Below are 6,966 nucleotides of genomic sequence, written 5' to 3' on the forward strand. Positions count from 1 at the left end.
TGAGCCTTCGGTTCTTCGGAGCCTCAAGCTTAACCCGCGTCGCTTGAGGTACAGCAGGTCCAATACATTGTGTCTAGGACGTGTTGACAATCATCGCCGAGGGGGCTGTTAACTTGTGAGGAAAGCTATTTACATCCCGTCTTTTGCGGAAGAACGGGATGCCAAGACTGATGCTCAGCGATAACCAATACGAATGGATCGCCCCGTTGCTGCCAGGCAAGGTACCGACCCGGGTCGGACCGCACGAGACAATCGACCGTTTGTCGAGGCCGTGCTACGGATCGCGCGCACCGGCAGCCCATGGCGCGATTTGCCGCCCGATTTCGGAGCGTGGAATAGCGTGTACCCACGCTTTGCCAGATGGTCTCGGGCGCAAATATGGCAGACGGTACTCGCCGAGTTTGAGGGCGACGCTGACCTTGAGGAAGTCTTCATTGACAGTACGTTTGTGCGTGCCCACCAGCATGCCGCCGGTGCGGGGAAAAGGCGATCGGGCGATCGGGCGCTCGCGCAGCGGAGTGAGCGCCAAGATTCACGCTCTGGTCGACGGCTTGGGGATGCTCGCTCGTTTTCATCTGACGGGCGGACAGTCCAGAGACTCTGCCTTTGCTGGGCGAACTGAAACCCGCCAGTCTGCCTACCGACGAGGCTTACGATACAAACGCAATCGTGCAACATCCCAGGCAATCACGCAAACTCCTTTGGGTATGGTCACCTCAAACTCCTCCACCTTCCGGTCCGAGCTAAACAAGCCATAGCTGCGGATCGCACCATGTAGCAGGACGTTATTTTTACCTCTTTGGTTAGCCTTGGAGGTGGGAGTTGAACGTCTTGAAGCAGCATCAGCAAAGTACCGTGTTCACGCCACTGGAGCTCAAGAAGAGCCAGCGTGAGATTCATCGGATCACCGGAATCGACCGCAAGACGATCCGCCGCTACATGGTGATCTTCGCGGCACGCGCATCCAAGTCCGCAAATTCCCCCGCCCCCGCGACCGTCGGCTCGGAGGACACTGACCAAACTCCTCTCCACTCCCGCGACCACCGGCTTTTCAGGCCGCGTTGACGAAGGCTTGCAACTTCGATTTCGCCCGTTCATTGTGCGAGCCCCATCGGCAATGGATCGAAGAGCAGGTTTGCTTGCAATGAAACCCTTGCGTGCAAAACGAAAGCGAGCTGAAAAATCATTTTTGTCCTGCTTAAAGATGGAGGAATTTGCGCGACCATAAGTGGGGGAATTCGAAGTGACCATCCGGGATTGTCGTGGGGAAGGGGAGTGCCTACGATCTGTTTCTGAGCCGCGAAATCAATCAAGCACACGATTGTGCGCTGGTCGACATTGCGGACAGTCGTCGACACGATGCTCGCTAAAGGGTATGACATTGCGGCGGGAGTGCGTCAGCAACTTGAAGTCGATACGCGACAATCCGGCGACCTCAGGATGTTGCCGAGCCGATTCACGGTTATCGAGCACGCCATGGGGACGCTGAAAACACACGGGGCGGCGGCAACTTTATTGCTTATACCGTCGAGAGCGGATTGGTTGCGGAGGTGCTTGCCCCAAAAGACATTCACCGCGCGGTCCGTCCTTTTTAATTGCCGCCTGGCATCCAAAAACCAGGCCGACTCGATGTTCGACAGCAGGCTCGCGTGCACAGGCTGTGGTAGCGTGTGGGTTTTAATCTAGCGCTTCAATCTGTCGTCGGCATAGTTTGTGCTGCGGAAATTTTTCAGAAATGACCAAAATTGAATCTACCGGCGCGCTCGCTGAGCAGGTCGCTGCGAAGATTATCGATATCGTGAAGTCGCGTGCGCTCAAAGCAGGAGAGCATCTCCGCGAGGAGGCCCTTGCCAACGTGTTAGGGCTGTCGAGATCTCCTGTGCGTCGGGGACTCGCTTTGCTCGTTCAGCACGGGGTCGTTGTCAAAGAGCCTAACCGCGGATTCTTTCTAGCTATTGATGGCCCACATGTCGACGCCACGGAACTTCCCTTCGGCGCTGATCCCCATGAAGACCTCTATTTGCAGGTCTCCGATGAGTGTTTGAGCGGCGTGATTCCGACGGAGTTTTACGAGGCCGAACTGCTCAGGCGATTCGAGATCCCACGCGGGCAACTGTTGAAAGTTTTGGGGAGGCTAGCCAATGAAGGAATGATTGCGCGAAAGCCCGGTCAGGGATGGCGCATCAACCCCTTTCTTCATGACCGGCAAGCCTACCTGCAGAGCTATCGGTTTCGAATGGCGGTCGAGCCTTCGGCATTGATGGAGCCCGGGTTTCGTATCGACAAGCCGGGCTTCGCACGAGTACGGAAGGTGCAAAATGAGATGTTGGAAGGCGACATCTTCACTCTGCCACGGTCGCAGCTATTCGCCAACGGCTCCGACTTCCATGAAACGTTAGTTCGCTGCTCGGGCAACCGCTTCTTCATAGAGTCCATCGAGCGGCAAAATCAGTTGCGGCGATTTTTAGAGTATCGCGCAGCAACCGACCGAGCACGTCTGATCCAACAGTGCGAAGAGCATCTCCAGATTTTGGATCTCGTCGAGGCTGGCAGCCGCGACATGGCGGCTGCCTGTATGCGCAAACATCTTGACGTGGTTAGTCGCTTGAAAGCACAAACGCAGGTCATTGAGGATTTGAATCAGTATCCTCACGACCTCGAAGCGCATTTATAATTTCTCAGGATGCAAGAGGGGCGCGATAACGACGATTCGCCGCGTTAAACCTCTTCCAAACGTCCACGCAAAGATCAGTGCTTGCCTCGAAGCCAAAGCGGCAACAGCATGGCGAGAACCCCCGAAAAAGCGATCAAAGCAGCCAGACACATCAGCCCTGTCGAGAACGATCCAGTTGCCGTCTTGAGCCATCCCATCAGCACAGGTCCCATGAAGCCACCGAACGCGCCGATGGAGCTGATCAATGCCAGGCCGCTTGCGGCACCGCTACCGGCGAGGAACTGGGGTGGAATGGACCAGAAGATTCCGCGAGCGGAAGTCACTCCGATCACGGCGATCGTCAGACCGATCATAGCCACCGAGAGTGACGGGATCCACACAGAAACGAGCAGGCCCGCTGCTCCCAACGCACATGTGATCGCCAGATTTACAGTACGGCGTCCTCGTCGGTCAACCGCGCCTGACCAAAGAACGGTCGCCACGCAGCCACAGATATACGGCACTGCGGACAACAGGCCGATAGTCAAGATTGAGAGCTGGTGTTCTTTCAAAATCTGAGGCAGGAAAATCCCGATTCCATAAGAACCGACGGTAAAGCCGAACTGAAGAATTGACAGCACGAAAACGCGCGGATCGCGAAGGACAGCACGAAAATTGTGATTTACCTTCCCGCGAGGCTCGTTTGTGATCGCGTCAGTCAATGCCTGTTTTTCATCAGGATTCAGCCACTTCGCGTTCGACGGTTTTTCCACAAGCACCATCAGGAGAACAACGCCAAGGATTGCAGCCGGAAGTCCCTCGATGATGAACATCCATTGCCAACCCGCGAGCCCGAACGCACCATCGGCCTGCATGATAACGACCGAAAGCGGTCCCGAAATTACAGCGGACAATGGAATCGCCATCTGGAAGTAGGCTAGAGCGCGACTTCTGAAGCGTTTTGGGAACCACGTCATGAAGAAGAACATCACGCCCGGGTTGAACCCCGCCTCGGCAACCCCCAACAGGAAGCGAATTGCGTAAAAACTCTTCGGCCCGACAACAAAGGCTGTCGCTGCGGAGAGGAGGCCCCACGTGATCATGATCCGAGCCAACCAGATGCGTGGCCCAAACCGATACAACATCGCATTGCTAGGTACTTCGAAGAGGCAGTAGCCGACGAACAGGATTCCCGCCCCCCAGCCGAACATCTCGCTCGTCAAGCCTAAATCCTTGTTCATGGTCAAGGCGGCAAAGCCGATGTTCGTGCGGTCAATATAATTGACTAGAAAGCATAGCGTCATGAGTGGCACCAGGCGCCAAGCCGCCTTGCGGATTGCAGTGTCTTCCGCTGTGGCGGATGAAGCTGCTTGAGCCGCCTCGTCCGTTGAATTTGCAAGCATCTTGTTCTCCTAAGCAGCGTGTATGGGGCACGCTGCCAATGTGTTTATTCTCGTGGTGACGTGCTCGTCGTTGTATAACGTCGACAGGCTGAGGTGATGTCAAAGTCTCCGGTCGCGGAGCGTCTCCAGAGTTGCTATTCGGTCTTCTCTTGCGCGTCTTTAGCGTTGATCGTCGCGATGGCTGCCTTTCAGGTTTTTTCAAGCACGCATACAGCGTTCGGCTTGCTCATCCGGAGCGGAGCATTTCTCCAAGAGGGTCCTGCGAATCTCTATCTTGTTCCGTTAAAAACCGGCTCTTTAAGACCGGCAGGTAGTGAGCTCGAAGCGTCGCCCCCGGTGTGCCGCGCGCAACGCTCCGAGCAGATCCATGCGCCCTTAATTCGCTTCCCGGATGTAGCGACAGATAGCCTCGGCGACGGCTTGGGTTCCCGCAGTACCTTCCAGGTCGCCGGTGCGAGACTCGGCATTGGCGAGCGCAGTGTCGACGGCCTTCTCGATCGCTTGACCCGCAGAGGCGAAAGCTTCAGCACCCGGCTTCAGACCCAAGTGATTCAGCAAAGCGGCGGCTGACAGAATGAGCCCGATCGGATTGGCGATACCCTTGCCGGCGATGTCAGGCGCCGAACCATGTCCCGCATTCGCAGCGGCGTGCGTTTCACCGACGTTCAATGCTGAAGCCATGCCCAGACCACCCGCCAGCGCATTGATCAGATTGGACAAGATGTCGCCGAACATGTTGGTCGTGAGGATGACGTCGAACGCGGCCGGCTTCGTGTAGAGTTCGGCGGCGATAGCGTCAACGTCGATTTCGCGGAGCTTCACATCCGGATACTGCGCCGCGACTTTGTCTACCTCTCTCATGAAGAGGCCATCCGTGACTTGCAACACATGACGCTTGCCCACGACGGTCACGTGCTTGCGACGGGTCCGGGCAATCTTGAACGCGACTTCAGCGATACGACGCGACGCCTTGGCGGTTATCAGACGGAGTGCGATGGCCGAGTCTGGGGTAGGCATGAACTCGCCATTACCTTGGAACATATTCCGGTCCGCATAAAATCCTTCGGTATTCTCACGGACGATCACGCAGTCCAAGCCCGGATGTGCCTTGGGAACGCCAGGACGGGACCGCGCGGGGCGGATATTTGCGAACAAATCCAACTGCTTACGGATGGTGCCGGGGATATTGATACCGCCCTCGGTCGCCGACGGGTAGGCCGTCATGCCGCCCGGGCCTAGGAGGACGCCGTCGGCGTTGCGCGCCGCTTCGACAACTTCCGGAGGTAAGGTAGTCCCAATCTTTCGATGAACCGACATGCCAACTTCGTAGACGTCCAGCTTCAGGTTGAGGCCAAACTTAGTGTCCACGGCGCGCACCACCGACAGCGCGGCGTCCGTGATTTCCGGGCCAATGTCATCACCAGGGAGTACAGCAAATCTCATAATTTCACCTTTTGGTCAGTTAAATAAGAAAAACCGGTAATGCAATAACGTCCCCTCGGTTGGGTATTCTGTATTGCATACTATACGGCATACTTTGATGGCTGCAGGCGAGAGGAGTCTAGGGGTCGCGATGCTGAGGGCAGTACCCTGGGCGGAGCAAGACTTCGCTATTCGCCAGATAGGGTGCCAAGTAACGAAGGCCACTGACCGTGTCGCCGAGCGGATGGTATTCGCAGCCGATCCATTGGTCATAGCCGAAAGCTGCAACGGCGTTGAAAATAGCGCCGAAGGGGAGCGATCCAGTGCCTGGTTCATGGCGATCAGGGTAATCTGCGATTTGAATATGTCCTGTTTTCGGCAGCCATTCCTTCAACGTTGCAACCACGTCGAGGCCTAGTGAAGCCACATGGTAGGTGTCAATGAGCACCTGCAGATTCGGGTCTGTTATCTCGTTGAAGAGCCGCTCTGCCAGCTCGAACGAAGACAGATAGAAGTTCGGCATGCCGCGAGGGCTCATGACTTCGACCAGCGTGGTGATTCCCGAAGCGGAGAAGAGCTCGACGGCCGCGCGAAGGTTAGCCACGTAGACAGCCCAACTCGCGTCCGCCTCCCTGGCGACGATCCCGGCCATCACGTGGATTCGAGGACACCCGAGATAGACTGCGTTGTTAAGCGCCGTCTGAATACTCCGTTTGTACTCCTCGACCCGAACTGGGAATGGGGTCATCCCTTTATCGCCGGCCTGTGAGTTGCCCATCGGCGCAGCGATCTGAACAAGGTGCAGGCCGTTACGATCCAGTTCTTCCTTCAATACTGCCGGGTCATGGTTATAGGGTGATGGAAACTCAACCCCTTTGTAGCCTGCCTTCGCAGCATCAGCGAATCGTGCGAGAAATGGTACCTCGTTGAATTGAAAGCCTAAATGCGCACTTAACTTCATGGATTTCTCCGATATCCACCATGAACAGCAGGGGTGAAGCCTGAGCGGACATCCACGCCAACAGTGCCGCGCGATGCCTTCCCCCTAGAACAAACACCTACATTGTACGTAGAAATTAGAAAGTACAATAATAGATAGTTACCCTGTATGCGTAGCGGTCCTTTCTCGGTAAATCACAGCTATGAAGTGGTGGTATCGGTACTATTTTGCATTGAAGGACAAAATGAAGGAGCAATCGTGTTGCTTATGGGCGGACGTTCGCCAGCAAGCAGAGCTCTACAAGAAGCGAATTCCGGGCGACCGTCGCCAAGGCTGCGCGCCGTGAATTTGCCAGATGATGCAGTTGCGCAGTTGAGCATCGACCGAACACATTGGGTCGATCTACCAGGGAGATACGGACTACTACGTATATGCAAGAGATGGTGGATCGCTCAAGGAATCGAAGTTGAGCTAGACACAATGTATTGGACCTGCTGTACCTCAAGCGACGCGGGTTAAGCTTGAGGCTCCGAAGAACCGAAGGCTCA

General features: G+C 55.9%; 5 protein-coding genes and 1 pseudogene. 3 read left to right on the plus strand and 3 right to left on the minus strand.

The genetic code is table 11. The features are described 5' to 3' along the window. Nucleotides 1-193: 193 nt before the first annotated feature. The 3 genes and pseudogenes from AWB69_RS51050 to AWB69_RS44420 all read left to right on the plus strand — a co-directional run bounded on the left by AWB69_RS51050 (nt 194) and on the right by AWB69_RS44420 (nt 2,674). Nucleotides 194-622 carry an IS5/IS1182 family transposase gene (locus AWB69_RS51050; RefSeq protein ID WP_075644104.1) on the plus strand — a complete coding sequence of 143 codons (429 nt, stop codon included), beginning with the start codon at nt 194-196 and terminating at the stop codon, nt 620-622. A 200-nt stretch (nt 623-822) separates the two neighbouring features. Next, a pseudogene (locus AWB69_RS44410) lies at nt 823-1,145 on the plus strand (IS21 family transposase); the annotation flags it as partial. A gap of 590 nt (nt 1,146-1,735) precedes the next feature. Beyond that, nucleotides 1,736-2,674, plus strand: a complete 939-nt coding sequence (locus AWB69_RS44420) for a GntR family transcriptional regulator (RefSeq protein ID WP_062093110.1) — start codon at nt 1,736-1,738, stop codon at nt 2,672-2,674. A gap of 74 nt (nt 2,675-2,748) precedes the next feature. Here the strand turns inward: AWB69_RS44420 and AWB69_RS44425 are convergent, their stop codons facing one another. From AWB69_RS44425 to AWB69_RS44435, 3 genes are all read right to left on the minus strand, one after another. Then, on the minus strand, nt 2,749-4,056 hold the full coding sequence (locus AWB69_RS44425) for an MFS transporter (RefSeq protein ID WP_062093111.1): 1,308 nt from the start codon (nt 4,054-4,056) through the stop codon (nt 2,749-2,751). A 375-nt stretch (nt 4,057-4,431) separates the two neighbouring features. Continuing rightward, a complete protein-coding gene (locus AWB69_RS44430; protein WP_062093112.1) occupies nt 4,432-5,499 on the minus strand; it encodes an isocitrate/isopropylmalate dehydrogenase family protein in 1,068 nt (355 codons plus the stop codon). A gap of 118 nt (nt 5,500-5,617) precedes the next feature. Further along, a complete protein-coding gene (locus tag AWB69_RS44435) occupies nt 5,618-6,439 on the minus strand; it encodes a hydroxypyruvate isomerase family protein (RefSeq protein ID WP_062093113.1) in 822 nt (273 codons plus the stop codon). Between the last annotated feature and the right edge of the window lie 527 nt (nt 6,440-6,966).

Source organism: Caballeronia udeis, assembly GCF_001544555.2.
Classification (GTDB): Bacteria; Pseudomonadota; Gammaproteobacteria; order Burkholderiales; family Burkholderiaceae; genus Caballeronia; species Caballeronia udeis.